We start from the raw sequence: 14,280 nt of genomic DNA on the forward strand, positions 1-14,280 counted from the left end.
CACAGGCTAACCAAAGTCATTAAAAAAACGAGTGAAAGGGAGTTAACTGAATGGTTTGGGTGGTTTAAATAACGCTAATTGATTGACACTTAAGTCACTGAATGCATGGACACTCAATGATTCTGAAGGTTCGAATGCAGGGAGGTTATCTGCTTGATCGGCTGCGGTAGATTGAACACAGCAGCTGGCGCAGATGGCACAGGCCTGAGCGTAACCATCTGATGGGGCGATATCGGTAATATCGTGCCGAGTAGTGTCCTCGTTGGCAGCGGGTTCACTGTACTCTATCTGAAGCTGTTGTTGCAGTGGGGCTGAATTTTCCATGGTGCCATGATCAGCATGACAACCAGCCATAGCCAAGCCTGCTATGCTTTTTAGCAACAGCGTAGCTATCAGGACAATGGCAGAAAAACGCATTCAGGCGCACCTTCTTCAGACGATGACGCAACCTTAGCGAAAATTGCAGTTAAAGGCAAACTCGTCTGTTGTATTTTGACAGTCATGGCATTTAGGTGTATCTTTAGCACATTCTCACTCAGGTATTAGCCATGCTTAGCACCTTTGTACAACGGCAAAAATTTTGGGTCATCCCGATGATGGTCAGCCTTGCCTTGTCCTGGTGTTTGCTATTTTGTGGCCAGTTACTTGCTGAACATCATCCGGCAGAGGCGCAGTCTGATGCACCGCCGTGCCATTCAGTGCTATCGACTACGGCTGAATTGATGTCAAACCATGATTTGTGTTCTGGTTGTGCATTGGATGCGGTTACGAGCAGTGGCTTAGAATTTCCCCCTGTTGTGTTGTGGCAAGAGCCTGTACTTGAACTGACACTGGATGAACTCCCCGTTGAGCAAGCTGGTTTATATCTGGCTCAGGGCCCGCCTTACCCCCGAACGACCCCTCTGTACTTAGAAAAATCTCTGTTGTTAATCTGAAATCTGCTGGTTTTCTGATCGTCGGTTGCATGCTGTTGCATGTGGTTGCTTTAGATTTTAACCTGGCAGGATTTTTTTATGTTGGCTTCAAAAAACGGACGCTCTGCGTTGTTAATCTGGTTCATGATGTTCAGTTATGGTGTATGGGCTACCCCGCATCAGCATGATCATGAGCATCATCATTCGGCGAATGCTTCTGCGGTGACGCAGGATGATCCACTGGCTTCACTGCGCGGTGAAGCGACCACCATCTATACCTGCTCAATGCATCCGCATGTACGTTCAGAAAACCCTGACGACCGCTGCCCGATTTGTGGCATGGCGTTAATTCCGGTAGAGCAGGATGATGATGAGCCGCTACCTGATGAAGAAGGCACCGTGCTGCGTTTAAGCCCGCGAGCTCACGCCTTGTTGCAACCTGAGCTGACGCCGGTGCGGTTGCAGCGCGCTGAGGCCAGTTTGTCGCTTGTGGGTAAACTAGCCGCCGATCAGAGCCAGCTTAAAACCATCAGTGCCTGGAGCTCCGGACGGATTGAGCAGTTGTATCTGAATAGTACCGGGGTGGATGTTACGGCTGGTCAACCGATGGTGGAGATTTTTAACCCTGATTTGATTGTGATCCAGCAAGAGCTGGTGCAGGCCGGGCAACTATCTTCAGCTCAGGGCAGTGCACGGGCTGGTAGTTTGCCAGCCCGTTCAACGCTTGATGCAGCCAGGCGGCGCTTGCGTTTACTGGGTGTGCCCAGCGAACAAATTGAAGCCATCCTGCAAAGTGAAACCTTGCAAGACACGGTGACCATAAGTGCGCCGGTGTCCGGCCGGGTGTTGGATAAGTTGGTCAATAGCGGTGCTTATGTCACGACCGGACAACCCCTTTTTACCGTGCTGGGTTTGGATACACTCTGGTTAGAGTTAGAAGCCTTTGAGCATCAACTAGCCTTGATCGTGCCTGGTCAAACCTTGACGGTCGAGCTGTTGGCTTTACCCGGTGAGCAGTTGCACGCCGAAGTGTTGCTGTTGGAGCCGGTCGTGGATGCAAGCCGCCGAACTGTGCGGGTGCGTGCTCAGCTGGATAACCCCGATGGCCGCTTAAAACCAGGCATGTTGGCCAGAGCGCAGCTGAAAAGCAGCCAGGATGATGTATTACTTATCCCTGTCTCGGCTGCGTTACTGACTGGCGAACGGGCTTTGGTGTATGTGCAGCTGGAGGATGAACGACCAACTTATGCAGGTCGTGAAGTCACGCTGGGCCGTCGTTTTGGCGATCACTATGAAGTTCTGGCCGGGTTGAATGAAAACGATCTGGTGGTCAGCAAAGGCGCTATGCGCCTTGATAGTGAACTGCAAATCCGCGGTTTATCCAGCATGATGGCTGCCACTGGCGAGGGTGGCGATCCGCACGCGCATCACCGGTCTGCGGACGCTGGGCAGACTGAAACCCAGCCTACCCAGTCAACGGGAAGCTCATCGGTAGAGATGACGAGTGATTTTCAGTTGGATACCAGCAAAGAAAAGGCATTACTTGAGGCATACACCCAGCTGTATCAGGCACTGACTGAAGACGATTTAGCCAGCTGGCAACAAGGCGCTGCAGATTTTCACCAGGTGGTAGCGGCCATCGACTGGCCAGATAGCTTCAAATCAGAAGTGAGTGCCATGCAGCAGGGCGCAGGCCATAGCCATCATGTCGGCTCGCTGGAGCAAGCTCGTGAACAGTATTATCCCCAGGTACAGGCATTGCTTACACTTGCAGAGCAGGGCGTGCTGGCCGCGGGCTGGTATCGGGCCTATTGCCCAATGGCCCGTGGTGGACGAGGCGCCGCCTGGTTGCAACCGCAGGATAGCGTGCTGAACCCTTACTATGGCGCCATGATGCTGCGCTGTGGGGATGTGGAAACACAGTTCCCTGCCCGCGAGGGACATCAATCCAATGGGCATCCAGCTGATGGAAGCGGGCACTCCTCTTTTACGCTTACGGATGAACAGCAAGCACCACTGTTGCAGGCTTATCAGCGTTTGTACCAGGCACTGACTGAAGATGATTTGGCAGCCTGGCAACAAGGTGCGGCAGATTTTCATCAGGTAATAGCGGCCATCGATTGGCCAGATAGCTTAAAGTCAGAAGTGAGTGCCATGCAGCAAGGCGCAGGCCATAGCCATCACGTGGGCTCGCTGGAGCAAGCTCGTGAACAGTATTATCCCCAGGTACAGGCATTACTGACTTTGGCAGAGCAGGGGGTGTTAGCTGCTGGCTGGTATCGGGCCTATTGTCCGATGGCCCGTGGTGGACGAGGCGCTGCCTGGCTGCAGCCGCAGGATAATGTATTGAACCCTTATTATGGTGCCATGATGTTGCGCTGTGGAGACATTGAGCAGCAGTATCCGCAGGGAGATGCTCATGACCACTGAGCGTGTTGAATCAGTTAGATCCGATCATTGGTTCGACCGGTTAATGGCCGTTTGCGTGCAGCAAAAACTGTTGGTGTTGCTGTTGGCTGCAGTGTTGTTAGTTGCCGGTGTAGCTTATGCACCTTTTGGCTGGAAAACCGGCATGCCGCTGCAGCCGGTAGCGGTAGATGCCATTCCAAATCTCGGCGAAAATCAGCAAATTGTTTTTACCGAGTGGCCGGGGAGGTCACCCCAGGATGTAGAAGATCAAATCAGTTATCCGCTTGGCGTGGCCCTGATGGGAGTGCCGGGTGTGAAAGATGTGCGCTCCTTGTCGATGTTTGGCTTTTCCAGTATCGCAGTGATATTTGATGACAATGTGGAGTTTTACTGGTCGCGCACCCGCTTGCTGGAAAAGCTGGCCAGCTTGCCACCTGCCGCTTTGCCTGATGGCGTGCAACCAACTTTAGGACCGGATGCAACCGCACTGGGTCAGGTCTACTGGTACACGTTAGAGGGGCGCGATCCTGGCGGTAACAGCACTGGCGGTTGGGATTTAGATGAGCTGCGGACGATACAGGACTGGTACCTGCGTAATGGCTTACTGGCCGCAGAGGGCATCAGTGAAGTGGCCTCGATTGGCGGTTATCAGCGTGAATACCAGATTGAAGTGGATCCGGATTTATTGCGTATCCATCAGGTCAGCTTGACTCAGGTGACGGACGCGGTGATGGCATCCAACCTGGATGTTAGTGCTGGTAGCCGGGAGATTAACGGCGTTGAGTACCTGATCCGCGGTGTTGGTTTTGTCAAACAACTGGCTGATATCGAACAAGCCGTGGTGCGGTTGGCGCCAGATCACACACCTATTCGGGTGTCGGATGTCGCCAGAGTGCAATTTGGCCCGGCTGAGCGGCGCGGCGCACTGGACGTTAATGGCGCCGAAGCGGTTGGTGGTGTGGTCACGGTACGTGAAGGCTATAACCCACGCCAGGCTATCGATAATGTGAAAGCTCGTTTGCAGGAAGTTAGCCGTGGTTTACCAGCTAAAGCCGTGATCGACTGGCAGCAGGTCAGCCCGGCAGAGGTGGATGCGTTCGCCCGTGACTGGCAATTGCCCGGCTGGCAAGGCCGGGATCAAGCGGTACAAAGCGAATGGCAGAGCTTCTTACGTGCTCAGTCGGCAGAGAACTGGCCAGAGTGGCTGACTATAAGCCAACTGACGGTAGTGCCGTTTTATGATCGCAGTGAACTGATTGATGAAACCCTTGGCACTTTGCAGGATGCACTAACACAGCAATTGCTGGTCACCGTGGTGGTGGTACTGGCCTTGTTGCTGCATATCCGGGCCGCTCTGGCAGTTAGCGTGATGCTGCCCATGGCCGTGTTGCTGAGTTTTATTGCCATGAAGTGGTTCTCGGTAGATGCCAATATTGTGGCGCTGGCAGGCATCGCCATCGCCATTGGTACCATTGTGGATATGGGCATTATTGTCAGTGAAAACCTGCTCCGGCAGCGACAACAGCAACCTGAACTGAAAGCCGTTGATGCAGTGATGCGAGCAGGCCGGGAAGTGGGGCCGGCTATTCTGACGGCCATCAGCACCACCGTGATCAGCTTTTTACCGGTCTTTACCATGACAGGTGCCGAGGGCAAGTTGTTTGGCCCGCTGGCTTACACCAAAACGTTTGTGCTGCTGGCGGCTGCTTTTCTGGCGCTCACCGTATTGCCGGTTCTGCTTTGCTTACTATTCCAATGGCGGAAATCTGATGCGGTTCGCAACTGGCAGCAATGGTTGCTAAGCAGCCGACGCTGGTGGTTGCTGGCCGCGCTGCTCTTACTCTGTGTCTGGTTAAACAATAGCTTGCTCTGGCTGGCCACTTTGCTTTATGGCGCGGTTTTGTTTTGGTCTGCATACCAGCAAAGGTTACTGGCTGCCATGCTGAAGCGCTGGCCAGCTCTTGCGAAACAGCAGCAGCGTTTGCAACAACTTCGGGCCGTTTTACCCTTTTCTGTCTGGCGGCTGGGGCATGTGTTTTTGATCATCGTGTTGCTACTGGCCGCGATCAGTCTGCTCAGTCAGGTCTGGCAACCACTCGGCCCTATGCCAGGAGCCTTGGTAAACTGGTGGTTTGTGGTACTGCTCATTGGTGGGGTGCTGGGGTTTTTCCTGCTGTTTTTGTGGGCTTATCCCAGGTTGCTGGCTGCGTGCCTACGTTTTAAGTGGGTGTTTTTATGTCTGCCACTGCTGGTGGTGGGCTATGGTGCCACGGTCTGGCTCGGCGCGCAGCAAACCCTTGGCTGGGTGCCCACGCTCTACAGTAAACTCGGCGGTGATGCTGAGCATGTCAGACACTCGGATAGCTGGGTTGGTTTAACCCATCGCTATCCGGGGCTTGGCCGTGAGTTTATGCCAGCATTGGATGAAGGCGCCTTTTTATTGATGCCAAGTTTAATGCCGCATGCTTCTATTGGTGAAGCCCTGGCGGTATTGCAGCAGCAGGACCAGGCCATTGCGGCCATCCCGGAAGTGCGTTCTGTGGTCGGTAAAATTGGCCGCGCTGAAACGGCATTGGACCCGGCGCCGTTGGGTATGATTGAAACGGTGATCCAGTATCACAGCGAGTTTAAAACTGATCAGCAAGGCCGTCGGCTGTATTTTCGCTATGACAACCGGGCGGGGGAGTTCGTCCGGGATGCGAACGATCAGCTGATTGAAGATCCGCGTGGCCGGCCGTACCGGCAATGGCGGCAGCATATTCAGTCACCGGATGATATCTGGCAGGAAATCGTACGGGCGGCGCAGCTACCAGGGGTGACTTCAGCGCCGAAACTGCAGCCGATAGAAACCCGTTTATTGATGCTGCAAACCGGCATGCGGGCGGCTATGGGACTTAAGTTGTCGGCACCTGATCTTGCGACTTTAGATGAGCTGGCAGTAGAGTTGGAACAAATGATGCGCCAGGCACCCGGGGTACAGCCTGCATCGGTCAGTGCCGAGCGTATTGTTGGCCAGCCTTACTTAGAAATTCATCCGGATCGTGCTGCTATTGCCCGCTATGGTCTGAGCATGCAACAGGTACAACAGGCCATTGCTACCGCCATTGGCGGCATGGATGCTGGCCGCACGGTGGAAGGGCGTGAGCGTTATGCTATTACCGTGCGCTATATGCGTGAACGACGTGATAGCCTGGAACAGCTGGCTGAGGTGTTAATTGATACGCCCACCGGTTACCCGGTACCGCTGTCGCAGCTGGCCGACATTCGCTATCAGCGTGGGCCGCAGATGATCCGCTCAGAGAATACCTTCTTAACTGCGTATGTAACTTTTGGCAGTGTTGCTGGCTGGGCCGAAGTGGATGTGGTGGATGCCGTGTCAGAGTATCTTGCCGCTGGACTGGATGCTGGTGATTGGCAATTGCCAGCCGGTGCCAGTTACAGCTTTGCCGGCAGTTTTGAGAACCAGCAGCGCGCTACCACCACTTTGCAGTGGGTGGTGCCATTGTCCTTGTTGCTGATTTTTATGCTGCTGTATTTGCAGTTCCAGCGCGTCAGTACGGCGTTGATGATATTCAGCAGCATCACCGTGGCCTGGTCGGGTGGCTTTATCATGCTGGATTTATTCGGCCAGCCCTGGTTTTTAAACCTCGACTGGTTCGATACCAATATGCGCCAGTTGTTCCAGTTACAAGGTTATCATTTAAGCATTGCGGTTTGGGTTGGATTTCTGGCGCTGTTTGGTATAGCAGTGGATGATGGTGTGGTAATGGCGACTTATCTGAAACAACAATTTGCCAGTGCTAAACCAGAAACCCGCGCCGATGTCAGAGCCATGGTGATGGAGGCAGCGCAAAAACGCATCCGGCCTTGTCTGATGACCTCAGCTACGACCATGCTGGCACTACTGCCGGTACTAACCGCCACTGGCCGCGGCGCCGATCTGATGATCCCGATGGCCATTCCCACACTAGGCGGCATGTTGTTTGTGTTGCTTAGTGTCTTTATGGTGCCCGTGCTGTATGGGATGGTAGAAGAACGACGGCTAAGCAGCTAAAAGTGGTTTGCTAAAACGACAAGGCCCATGCAGTCAGCGTGGGCCTGGTTCTCCTTTTCAGTTCGAAGCTTCCTTAACAATCAGTTGTGCACTGTGTTGCTCGGTGTGAAATAGCCTGAGTATCTTCAGGACGCGACGGCTGCTTTGAAATCCTCTTTGAAACGGCGGGAAAGTGGCAGCTGTTGACCGCAGCTGAGGCTGATGGAGCCATCGCCACTGCTTTGGTAGCTGATACTGTCAATATAGCTTAGGTTGACAGCCAGGCTGCGGTGTACCCGGCAAAAGCCCGATTGGTTGAGTTGCGCCATGGTAGCGGCCAGAGTGGCACGCATCGGATAGATCCTGCCCTTGCTATGCAGATTGACATAGTTGCCATTGGCTTCCAGCCAGGCGATATCTCCGACCCGGATCAGGTACTCCTTATCGAGCTTCTTCACCAGAAAGTAACCCGGCGCTTTGGTGGAGTCATCGGATGTTCCACTGTCTCCTGTACTACTATCTTCGCCAGCATCTGTATCAAGTTGGAAAGCCTCGCCTTGCAAGCGCGAGTAGACGAAACGAGCTAACTGATAACCACAAAGAAACACAACGTAAGCCCAGACGTCTTTGCGGTATTCGTACAGCAACTCACGACTGAGTGGGCCAAACTGGTAGTTGCTGCCGAGCCATTGATAGACCCAACTGCGCAGGGTAACCATAATGCCAACATGGCTTAGTGAAAAAAGCACAGAACCCGCGAGATGCAGTAGCAACTGCCGGATGGGCGCCTGAAATTGTAGCGGGTGTTGCTTGAACCACCAAAACAGCAATGGACTGCATAGCAGAGTGCTGACTACGCTGCTGTATTCCCAGAGCATAGGTTGCCAGAGTAGTAGTTCGCTGGCAGGATCGCGCTGATGCTCTGTCCAAGTGGAGCTGACATTAACCGCAGCATTGATGGCCAGAAACAAAAAAAATACCAAATAACCGGTTAGTACGGGGTAGCGCTGGACCCATTGCACCAAGAAAGAGTTACCGCTTGTCATCCGATCCCACCTGTTATCCCATTTTGCCACCCCTAAGCTGAGCGGCTGTATGACAGTTTGCTACCTCCATGCATACTAGCACGACATATAATTTAAAATCAGCTACATCCGGGGAGTCATTATGCCTGTTGCTGTAAAAACTATGCCTCAACCTTATCCCGCCAGACGTCACGATCTGGACTGGTTGCGTGTACTGGCCTTTGGTTTATTGATGTTGTATCACCTTGGCATGCTGTATGTAGAATCCTGGGGGTATCATTACAAAAGCCAGTACTTATCATCCTCGCTTGAGTACCTGATGTTATTGTCGTCCCCCTGGCGGATGTTTTTAATCTGGTTTATTTCCGGTTTTGCGCTTGCTGCTGTGTTGCAAAAGTATCTGGGCTGGAAATCGTGCCTGGTGTTCGGGCTAAAGCGGACGGTGGTTTTATTGCTGCCATTGCTGGTAGGGCTATGGCTGATTGTGCCTCCACAGCTGTATGCGGAAATGGTGCAAAAGGATGGGCTTGAACTGAGCTACTGGCAATTTTATCGCGCATTTTTTGATTTGCAGCATCCGCTGTTTAATGATTACCAGCGTGGTGTCTGGCCGCACGTTGATGTGAATCACCTGTGGTTTTTACGCTCACTCTGGACCTTTACTTTACTGGCGTTATTGCTCACGCCACTTTTGTATATACGGCATCTGAGAGCTTGGCTGGAAGGGCTGTTCGGTATGTCCCTGCATTGGCAATTGGTGCTCTGGAGTGGTCTGCTCCTGTTGATCCGTTACCAGTTTAGTGGTGATAGCGTCCGCGAGTTGCAAGGGTTACTATTTTTTCTGCTGGGGGTGTTGGTAGTGCAGCTGCCTGTCTTTTGGCAGCGACTATCAGAAGCCCGCCTCTGGCTGGGTTGGTTCTGCTGTCTGAACTACCTGCTATTGTGTGGCCTCTACTTCATCATTAACCAGACGGAGTTACCACCTGAGTTGATGCAGGGCAGGTTATTTGCATTACGCCTGAGCTTTTCGATGCAGGGCGTGGCAGTAACCTGCTGGTTGCTTGCGTTGGCTCAGCGTTATCTGAATCGACCACATCGCTATTTGTCAGTAGCGAACCGAGCCATATTTCCTTGTTACCTGCTGCATCAGACGCTGCTGATAGTGGTGGCACTCTGGCTGACGCCCTATGCGCTGGGAGCCTGGTTGGAAGCTACGCTTGTGTTGTTGTTGACGGTGCTTGGCTCTTTCTGTTTTGTCTGGATTTTTTGGCAGCTACCCTGGTGTTCGGCCCTGGTTGGATTAAAGACAGGCTATGTTTTTACTGATCGACAGCGCATCTTTGGTTACGTGCTAGGCTTACTGTTAGTCAGCCCTTTGGCGCTAAGATTACTGCTCTGATCGGTAGACTTCGCGAGCAACAAAATCCAGCATGGTGGTATTGAGGTCAGGGGGAACTGGTCATTGCCTTTCGTTGTTTATAATTTTATCGGTGATGTAATTTAAATAAGAGGTTCGATAATGTATAAGCTCTCAACGTTAACTACTCAATGGCGTCAGCAAGTGCCGTTGATTAGGCCCTGTGGCTGATTTATGCCACAGAGCTCCAGAGACGAATATTCTTTAACTCATCTTCCAGCAAATCTGCTGTAATCTCAGTGTCGTAGGCAGCCTGAGCTCGCAACCAATAGCCATTGGATAAACCAAAGAAGCGGCAGAGCCTGAGATCTGTGTCTGCTGTTATCGAACGTTTTCCAGCAATAATTTGGCCGATCCTCTGGGCTGGCACGCCAATTTCTTTAGCTAAGCGGTATTGAGAAATCCCCATCGGCTGCAGAAACTCTTCTTTCAAAAGTTCGCCTGGCGTTACGGCATCAATGTTGCGCATGAGTAACCTCCTAGTGGTAATCAACAATTTCGACATCTTCCGCACCAGCCTTGCTCCAGCGGAAGCAAACCCGGAATTGCTTGTTGATTCGAATGCTGTGCTGACCTTGGCGATCACCAAACAACGGCTCCAACATATTTCCGGGCGGTACTTTAAGATCATCCAACTGACTTGCAGCCTGAAGTTGCCGTATTTTCCTTAAGGCAACACGCTCAAAATTGACGAATCGCCTGACTCGACGACCACTTGCAAGCTTCTCGGTATCTTTGCACTTGAATGATATGATCATTAAACGATAGTAACGCCTTGCGTTATTAGTGTCAATGCGTTCGCGCAATTTTTCAAAAGTAGATAGAAGCGGAAACTTTCTTCCAGTATCAGCCTATTCACAGCTAAAATTGCCTATTAGGGATATATATTTATTGATAAACGGTAAAAATATATTGATATATGGGTCTTGTGCCGTTATGGTGATTCAAGTCAATACTGATCAGGAAATCGCTATGGATATACAAACTCATTCCCGTACCCGGCAAATCAAGCAGTTAAGCCGGTATTTATTTATCGCGCTCACCGGTCTTCGCTACCTACTTTTCCTTGGGTGGCCAGCCATTGTTGCCATTGCATTTATACCAAGCGGATCGCTTTACCTTGGTGAGGCTTTGATACCTATCGAGAGTATAAGCCTGCCGTTCAAGGGTTTTATTCTTGTCCTGTATGCCGTTGGATTAACCATCATGCTGAGGATCAATCATCATTTCCGACAGTTGATGAAACACTTTATGCAGGGACATATTTTTGATCCTGACGCCATTGGCAGTGTCAGGGGCGCGCTGCACAGTGGTATCGTGTTTTTTCTGTTGTCCTGGTTGTATGTGTTACTTGGCTTGATCTACGACTATTCAGTCAACTCAAGGCTGGACTTTTCATTTACCACTGAAATTGTCATTGCCTGCATCTACTTTGGTTTGATGTACACCTTGCTGTGGGCGTTGGAGATAGGCGCTGATCTTAACGAAGAATCAGAGATGACGATTTAGGAGCTGTCATGGCCATTATTGTAAACCTGGACGTTGTTCTGGCTCAGAACAAAATGCGTTTAAACACCCTGGCGGAAAAGGTCAATATCACACCGCAAAATCTCTCGGTATTGAAAACCGGAAAAGCGAAGGCAATACGCTTTGATACGTTAGAGAAAATATGCCGGGCTCTTAACTGTCAACCTGGGGATATTTTGGTCTACCAGGACGAAGATGAACTATAGGGAATTCATCAATGCCTTCATTTGCAGATTCACCAAACGTTTATGCCAGAATTGCCGGGTTGTCCTATCTCTTGATCATTTTTCTTGGTCTGGTGGGCTATCTATTTATCAGAGAACCGTTGTTTGTTTCTGGTGATGCAGCGACAACGGCCAGCAATATCCTGCAAGCTGAAACCAGCTGGCGGCTCAGCATTACCGGTGATGTGCTGATGCATGCGCTCGACATCCCTGTGATGATTATTCTATACCTCTTACTAAAGCAGGTGAGTAAACCTTTGGCTTTGCTCTCTGTCGCTTTTAATTTGGTACAAACCGCTGTGCTTGTGGCCAACAAATTGGTGCTGTTAGCACCGCTAATCATTATGAACAATGCTTACATTTTGTCTGCCTTTACGGCCGAACAAATTCATGCCCAGGTTATGGTTCTGGCAAGTCTGCATGATTATGGCTTTGGTCTTGGGCTTATCTTCTTTGGTTTTGCCTGTATTGGCTATGGAACACTTATTTTTCGCTCAGGCTATTTCCCGAAATTTCTTGGGGTTTTTCTGATGGTCGCTGGTATCAGTTATTTAACCAACAGCTTGATCTTGCTTATCGTTCCTTCTCTTTCCGGCGTGGTATTTCCTATTCTTGTACTGTCTTTTATCGCAGAACTCACTTTTGCGCTATGGCTGATTTTCAAAGGTGTTCATCAAGAACAGTGGCATCAGGCTGTTGCGAGAGGGAACCAAAGTGTGCCTTAGTTTAAACATCTGACCAAACAGCATATTCGTTACCGCTGGGATCAGTAAAGTGAAAGCGCCTACCACCGGGGAAGTTGAAAATATCTTGCAGGATCTGCCCACCAGCGTCTTTCACTGCGCTTAATGTTTTCTCCAACTCTGCGCTATAAAGTACCACCAAAGCGCTGCCATCTTTGGTCAGCGCCCTTTGTTCACTTTGGTAGTAACCGCCATCGATGCCAGCGTTTTCAAATGCCATATACTCTGGGCCATAGTCGATAAAACCCCAGCCAAATACCTGGCTAAAAAATGCCTTGGTTGCTGCCATATCACGGCAGGGCAGTTCGATGTAGTTGATTTTTCTGCTTTGTTTCATGGGCTGTTTCCTTGGGGAGTGCTTCGCTATTCAGCGCGCAATTTCTGCAGTAGCCAGCTGCGCACTGCCTCCGTATGGTTGATATCATCAGAGTATAGCCAGTCTGCGGCTGGTGTGTAGGGCTCATTATGGCCACGAGGCCGGTTGCGATACACCTTTTGTGGAATTGCCAGGCTGCCTAACTTACTCGGTAGTTCAACAAAGCGGATATCCATGTAAACGGTATCGGCAAAAGTAGGCTGACCAGCGTGAATAGTGCCAAGTGGCAACAGCATATCGGCAAAATCGAGGCAGGCACTGCCGCAAGCACCATCGGTCAGCAATACAACTTTCGCTGTGGTGAGCGAAGGACTTATCGCGGTAGCTGTGTCTTCTGTTGAAGAGGCAATGCTTTGTGGTACTAATTCGTTGGTGCCATGTTGCACCATTCGAACTGCCAGCTCACTAAATAACTGGGTGATGTCTGAATCTGCGCCAAATTGTTCGGTCACCTGCTGCACAATCTCAGCGACTACGGCGGTATTGTCGGCACTGGCCCGCCAGTAAGGCATGCCCTGGCTGAATAGAGGTGTGAGCACGCCATACACGTGCTCCTGGCCAAACAAAGCAAATGCCAGATCGGCACCCCATTGCGAGTTACCACCGCCATTGCCGCGGACATCAAACACGATAAGCTCAGCCTCTCTTAGTTCAGCCAACTGACTGGTCATTTGCTTTAACTGAGCTTGTTGTGGGGCTGAAGGCGTAAAGGTAGGCAGGCTGAGCCAATAGCTATTCGGAGCAAAGGATTGCAAGCTGAAATCGTTGCTGGCTGCTTGCGCTTCGTTGTGTTGCTGCCAGTTTTGTCTGGAGGTATTGCGCCAGTGCAAGGTGTGATGAACGGTTACTCCCTGCTGCTTGAACGTGCATTCGGTAAGCGCTTCGCCTTGCCAACTGCCATCCATCCGCAGAATCAGTGGCGTGTAGTTGGCCTGCACGGCTGCAAGTTCTGGCAGCTGAATGTGGAAGGGGAGTACTCGTTGTTCCAGCAACTGCTGTGGCGATAAACCATTGCAGTATTTAAGGATAGCGCCTGTTGCCGGCAAAGCTGTGGGCCAGTCCTCTGCGGTTTGGGTAACAACTGTATGCTGGCCTTGTTTGTGCACAATAATGCCAGGCCAGCGCACACGCGATCGTTGGTGGTGAAATGAGATGCCAACATGCCCATCGGCAAAGCCTGCTATGTATTGGCGTTGTAAATTCAACACTTCATCCAGGTTGTCTACAGCGGCAATACCACTGAGAGCTTGTTGATAACCTTGCTCCAGCCAGTGGTTGAAACCAGGGTTTAATTCGTCGATCACGCCGGGGTGGTTGTCTTTCAGGTTCTGATAAACAAAATCCAGATCGGTTTTGGCCAGTTGCTGCCATGGATTAGCAGTGGCACTCAGTTGAAAAGAGACCGTTGCGCAAAGGAATAGTAGTGTTTTATTCATTAAAAGATAAGAGTGAAGTTGTTAGGTTACATGAATATAACCTGATGATTTTATTCATGCCACCACTATTTACATCGAAGATGATGGGGCTGTAAAGTTGTATTTTAAAGTCAGTGTTTCTTCCTTGAACTGATTGATCATGGCATCAGCAGACATTCGGGCTCTGACATCAGGGG

13 protein-coding genes are annotated in these 14,280 nt (G+C 51.0%); 7 read left to right on the forward strand and 6 right to left on the reverse strand.

Features of this window, described 5'->3' with window-relative positions; translation table 11 throughout:
* Positions 1–42: 42 nt before the first annotated feature.
* Entirely contained in the window at positions 43–417 is a 375-nt protein-coding gene (locus Q3O60_RS06165; RefSeq protein ID WP_305893030.1) for a hypothetical protein, read from the reverse strand.
* Between the two features lie 131 nt (positions 418–548).
* On the opposite strand from Q3O60_RS06165, the gene Q3O60_RS06170 reads away from it, so the two are divergent.
* From Q3O60_RS06170 to Q3O60_RS06180, 3 genes are all read left to right on the forward strand, one after another.
* On the forward strand, positions 549–935 hold the full coding sequence (locus Q3O60_RS06170) for a hypothetical protein (protein ID WP_305893031.1): 387 nt from the start codon (positions 549–551) through the stop codon (positions 933–935).
* 78 nt (positions 936–1,013) lie between these two features.
* Positions 1,014–3,344 carry an efflux RND transporter periplasmic adaptor subunit gene (locus Q3O60_RS06175; protein ID WP_305893032.1) on the forward strand — a complete coding sequence of 777 codons (2,331 nt, stop codon included), beginning with the start codon at positions 1,014–1,016 and terminating at the stop codon, positions 3,342–3,344.
* Positions 3,334–7,377, forward strand: a complete 4,044-nt coding sequence (locus Q3O60_RS06180; RefSeq protein ID WP_369812642.1) for an efflux RND transporter permease subunit — start codon at positions 3,334–3,336, stop codon at positions 7,375–7,377. The genes Q3O60_RS06175 and Q3O60_RS06180 overlap by 11 nt, the downstream gene beginning before the upstream one ends.
* Before the next feature lie 125 nt (positions 7,378–7,502).
* Here the strand turns inward: Q3O60_RS06180 and Q3O60_RS06185 are convergent, their stop codons facing one another.
* Positions 7,503–8,402 (reverse strand): LytR/AlgR family response regulator transcription factor, encoded by a 900-nt coding sequence (locus Q3O60_RS06185; RefSeq protein WP_305893034.1) that lies wholly within the window; start codon positions 8,400–8,402, stop codon positions 7,503–7,505.
* 121 nt (positions 8,403–8,523) lie between these two features.
* Between Q3O60_RS06185 and Q3O60_RS06190 the strand changes: the two genes are divergently transcribed.
* Complete coding sequence (locus Q3O60_RS06190; RefSeq protein ID WP_305893035.1) at positions 8,524–9,780, forward strand: acyltransferase family protein; 1,257 nt, start codon at positions 8,524–8,526, stop codon at positions 9,778–9,780.
* 190 nt (positions 9,781–9,970) lie between these two features.
* Here Q3O60_RS06190 and Q3O60_RS06195 read toward each other — a convergent pair whose 3' ends face one another.
* Positions 9,971–10,267 (reverse strand): HigA family addiction module antitoxin, encoded by a 297-nt coding sequence (locus tag Q3O60_RS06195; protein WP_305893036.1) that lies wholly within the window; start codon positions 10,265–10,267, stop codon positions 9,971–9,973.
* 10 nt (positions 10,268–10,277) lie between these two features.
* Entirely contained in the window at positions 10,278–10,556 is a 279-nt protein-coding gene (locus tag Q3O60_RS06200; RefSeq protein ID WP_305893037.1) for a type II toxin-antitoxin system RelE/ParE family toxin, read from the reverse strand.
* Positions 10,557–10,770: 214 nt separating this feature from the next.
* Between Q3O60_RS06200 and Q3O60_RS06205 the strand changes: the two genes are divergently transcribed.
* The 3 genes from Q3O60_RS06205 to Q3O60_RS06215 are packed head-to-tail and all read left to right on the forward strand — an operon-like array spanning position 10,771 to position 12,274.
* Positions 10,771–11,307 (forward strand): hypothetical protein, encoded by a 537-nt coding sequence (locus Q3O60_RS06205; protein ID WP_305893038.1) that lies wholly within the window; start codon positions 10,771–10,773, stop codon positions 11,305–11,307.
* A gap of 8 nt (positions 11,308–11,315) precedes the next feature.
* The gene (locus tag Q3O60_RS06210) at positions 11,316–11,531 is read left to right on the forward strand and encodes a helix-turn-helix domain-containing protein (protein WP_091341697.1); all 216 of its coding nucleotides are present in this window, start codon (positions 11,316–11,318) and stop codon (positions 11,529–11,531) included.
* A gap of 11 nt (positions 11,532–11,542) precedes the next feature.
* Complete coding sequence (locus Q3O60_RS06215) at positions 11,543–12,274, forward strand: DUF4386 domain-containing protein (protein WP_305893039.1); 732 nt, start codon at positions 11,543–11,545, stop codon at positions 12,272–12,274.
* 1 nt (position 12,275) lies between these two features.
* On the opposite strand, the gene Q3O60_RS06220 is transcribed toward Q3O60_RS06215, so the two are convergent.
* Together Q3O60_RS06220 and Q3O60_RS06225 are read right to left on the reverse strand one after the other, a co-directional pair.
* A complete protein-coding gene (locus Q3O60_RS06220) occupies positions 12,276–12,629 on the reverse strand; it encodes a VOC family protein (protein WP_305893040.1) in 354 nt (117 codons plus the stop codon).
* Positions 12,630–12,655: 26 nt separating this feature from the next.
* A complete protein-coding gene (locus tag Q3O60_RS06225) occupies positions 12,656–14,104 on the reverse strand; it encodes a S41 family peptidase (RefSeq protein ID WP_305893041.1) in 1,449 nt (482 codons plus the stop codon).
* Positions 14,105–14,280: the final 176 nt, after the last annotated feature.

Source organism: Alkalimonas collagenimarina, from assembly GCF_030717845.1.
In the GTDB taxonomy this organism is placed as follows: Bacteria; Pseudomonadota; Gammaproteobacteria; order Enterobacterales; family Alteromonadaceae; genus Alkalimonas; species Alkalimonas collagenimarina.

Excerpts from the sequence above, each read along its gene's own strand:
- Q3O60_RS06190 (WP_305893035.1), top strand. The coding sequence starts at position 8,524 with ATGCCTGTTGCTGTAAAAACTATGCCTCAACCTTATCCCGCCAGACGT.
- Q3O60_RS06220 (WP_305893040.1), bottom strand. The coding sequence starts at position 12,629 with ATGAAACAAAGCAGAAAAATCAACTACATCGAACTGCCCTGCCGTGAT.
- Q3O60_RS06205 (WP_305893038.1), top strand. The coding sequence starts at position 10,771 with ATGGATATACAAACTCATTCCCGTACCCGGCAAATCAAGCAGTTAAGC.
- Q3O60_RS06195 (WP_305893036.1), bottom strand. The coding sequence starts at position 10,267 with ATGCGCAACATTGATGCCGTAACGCCAGGCGAACTTTTGAAAGAAGAG.
- Q3O60_RS06165 (WP_305893030.1), bottom strand. The coding sequence starts at position 417 with ATGCGTTTTTCTGCCATTGTCCTGATAGCTACGCTGTTGCTAAAAAGC.
- Q3O60_RS06200 (WP_305893037.1), bottom strand. The coding sequence starts at position 10,556 with ATGATCATATCATTCAAGTGCAAAGATACCGAGAAGCTTGCAAGTGGT.
- Q3O60_RS06185 (WP_305893034.1), bottom strand. The coding sequence starts at position 8,402 with ATGACAAGCGGTAACTCTTTCTTGGTGCAATGGGTCCAGCGCTACCCC.
- Q3O60_RS06225 (WP_305893041.1), bottom strand. The coding sequence starts at position 14,104 with ATGAATAAAACACTACTATTCCTTTGCGCAACGGTCTCTTTTCAACTG.
- Q3O60_RS06215 (WP_305893039.1), top strand. The coding sequence starts at position 11,543 with ATGCCTTCATTTGCAGATTCACCAAACGTTTATGCCAGAATTGCCGGG.
- Q3O60_RS06175 (WP_305893032.1), top strand. The coding sequence starts at position 1,014 with ATGTTGGCTTCAAAAAACGGACGCTCTGCGTTGTTAATCTGGTTCATG.
- Q3O60_RS06180 (WP_369812642.1), top strand. The coding sequence starts at position 3,334 with ATGACCACTGAGCGTGTTGAATCAGTTAGATCCGATCATTGGTTCGAC.
- Q3O60_RS06170 (WP_305893031.1), top strand. The coding sequence starts at position 549 with ATGCTTAGCACCTTTGTACAACGGCAAAAATTTTGGGTCATCCCGATG.
- Q3O60_RS06210 (WP_091341697.1), top strand. The coding sequence starts at position 11,316 with ATGGCCATTATTGTAAACCTGGACGTTGTTCTGGCTCAGAACAAAATG.